Origin of the sequence: Pseudomonas agronomica, assembly GCF_025917275.1 — a bacterium.
Lineage (GTDB): Bacteria > Pseudomonadota > Gammaproteobacteria > Pseudomonadales > Pseudomonadaceae > Aquipseudomonas > Aquipseudomonas agronomica.
Genome location: NZ_JAOSHO010000732.1, coordinates 1 through 1,923 on the forward strand (window position 1 = coordinate 1; position 1,923 = coordinate 1,923).

A 1,923-nucleotide genomic window follows, 5' to 3' on the forward strand; every position below is an offset into this window, starting at 1 on the left:
GCAATCTTCCAGTCGAAAATGCTTCAGAACCTTATGGCCCAAGCCCCACTCTGACATTGGGTTATCATGCTGGCTTTCCCAATGACCGACTGATCGCCATGACTGCCCTGACCGACACCCTGCTGCACGCCCTCGAACACTGCGACATGCTGATCATCGACGGGCTGCACGCATTCGATTTCTCCCTCGACGAGCAGGACCAGTTGCACGTCGAGTGCATGAACGGTCGCACCCTCGAACATTGGCGTTTCACGCCGACGCAGATGCAGGCCGCGACCTTCGACAAAGCCCTGAAGCATTGGATCATCACCAGCGATTCGGGCGATCACCACCTGGAATGCGTGGAAGCGACCAGCGGCCACGACGATGAGGACTCCGATCATGAAGATGCGTAGTTTCTGGCCCTTGTTGATGGCCGGCAGCGTGGGTGCCATGGGCGTCCAGGCCGACACCAGCGATCATTATCAACTGCTGGTGGGTTCCTACACCGCCGGGCAGAGCCAGGGCATCTACCGATTGCAATTCGACAGCCGCACCGGCCAGCTCGATGCCAATCCGTTGCAGGTGATCAAGACCGACAACCCCTCCTGGCTGACCCTGTCCAAGGACCTGACGCGACTGTTCGTCGTCAACGAAAACGGGCCGGGCCAGAAAGACCCGGTGGGCAAGGTCAGCAGCTACGCCATCGATCCGAAGACCCACGCGTTGAGCCTGATCAACCAGGTGCAATCCCTGGGCAACGAGCCGACCCATTCCAGCTTGAGCCAGGACGGCCGGCATTTGCTGGTGAGTAATTATTCCGTCCTGGAGAACCCGGGCGGCACCTTGGTGGTGTTGCCGGTGGGCGCGGACGGCAAGCTGGCGCCGGTGGTGCAGGCGGGCGGCCATCAGCCAAGTCGGGTCAATCCCGAGCGGCAGAAGTCCGGCCATGTGCATTCGGCGGTGCCTTCACCCGATGGCAAGTATGTGTTCGCCAATGACCTGGGGGCGGACAAGGTGTTTGTCTACCGCTACGACCCCAAGGCCAACCCCGAAATGCCGCTGACGCCAGCCGAACCGCCATTCGTGCAGCTGCCGCCGGGCAGCGGGCCGCGTCATCTGTTGTTCAGTGGCGACGGCAAGCACGCCTGGCTGACGATGGAAATGAGCGCCCAGGTCGCCGTATTCGATTACCAGGACGGTCGCCTGACCCAACGCCAGTTGGTCAATCTGGCCGACGGAAAACCCCAGCCGGGTAAAGCGGCGGCAGCGTTGCATGCCTCCAGGGATGGCAAGTTTCTCTATGTCAGCAATCGTGGCACCACCAATGAACTCCTGGTGTTCGCCATCGACCCGGCTGCTGGCACGCTGAAGGAGCTGCAACGGCGCTCTGTCGACGGTGACCACCCCCGGGAGTTCAGCCTCGATCCGAGCGAAAAATTCGTCCTGGTCGCCAATCAGAAGAGCAACCAGATCGTGGTCATCGAGCGCGATGCAAAGACCGGCCTGTTGGGCAAGACCGTCCAGAAGTTGCCGATGGATGCGCCGAGCGATTTGAAATTCCTCGTTCGTCAATAACACGAAAGCCCCGATTCCCGGGGCCTTCGCCGTTGTATCAACGCGGCTGATAGTCGCTAGTATTACAAAGCATTTCAAGGCGAGACGCCTCGGCGCGTAAGTTTGCTTCACGGCCCCACCGGGCAAATCAGCCAACTGAATCCGAGGACTACCGCCATGAACCTGAATCTCTTCTCCGTTATCGCTGCTTCCGCCATCTCCGCCACCGTGGCATTGCCGGCCAGTGCCAGCGTCGAAATCAGCAACAAGCAAAACCGCACCCAGAGCTACACCGAGAAATACCTGCAACAGAGCGCTAACTTCTACGCGGCGCTGGACCACAAGACTCAACACTGAATCACGCTGACCACTGAAGCCTGCGATCTT

Annotated in this window: 3 protein-coding genes; all 3 read left to right on the forward strand. The window is 60.0% G+C overall.

What is annotated here, in order from left to right:
* Positions 1 to 98 precede the first annotated feature (98 nt).
* Positions 99 to 395: a DUF5629 family protein gene (locus OC610_RS26630; RefSeq protein ID WP_264432208.1), complete on the forward strand. Its 297-nt coding sequence runs from the start codon at positions 99 to 101 to the stop codon at positions 393 to 395.
* On the forward strand, positions 382 to 1,557 hold the full coding sequence (locus tag OC610_RS26635) for a lactonase family protein (RefSeq protein ID WP_264432210.1): 1,176 nt from the start codon (positions 382 to 384) through the stop codon (positions 1,555 to 1,557). Before OC610_RS26630 ends, OC610_RS26635 begins: the two co-directional genes overlap by 14 nt.
* Before the next feature lie 156 nt (positions 1,558 to 1,713).
* On the forward strand, positions 1,714 to 1,893 hold the full coding sequence (locus tag OC610_RS26640; RefSeq protein WP_030142605.1) for a hypothetical protein: 180 nt from the start codon (positions 1,714 to 1,716) through the stop codon (positions 1,891 to 1,893).
* The last annotated feature ends 30 nt before the right edge of the window (positions 1,894 to 1,923 follow it).

What these genes read in the sequence shown, in the direction of transcription:
- OC610_RS26630 (WP_264432208.1), top strand. Translation starts at nt 99, where the DNA reads ATGACTGCCCTGACCGACACCCTGCTGCACGCCCTCGAACACTGCGAC.
- OC610_RS26635 (WP_264432210.1), top strand. Translation starts at nt 382, where the DNA reads ATGAAGATGCGTAGTTTCTGGCCCTTGTTGATGGCCGGCAGCGTGGGT.
- OC610_RS26640 (WP_030142605.1), top strand. Translation starts at nt 1,714, where the DNA reads ATGAACCTGAATCTCTTCTCCGTTATCGCTGCTTCCGCCATCTCCGCC.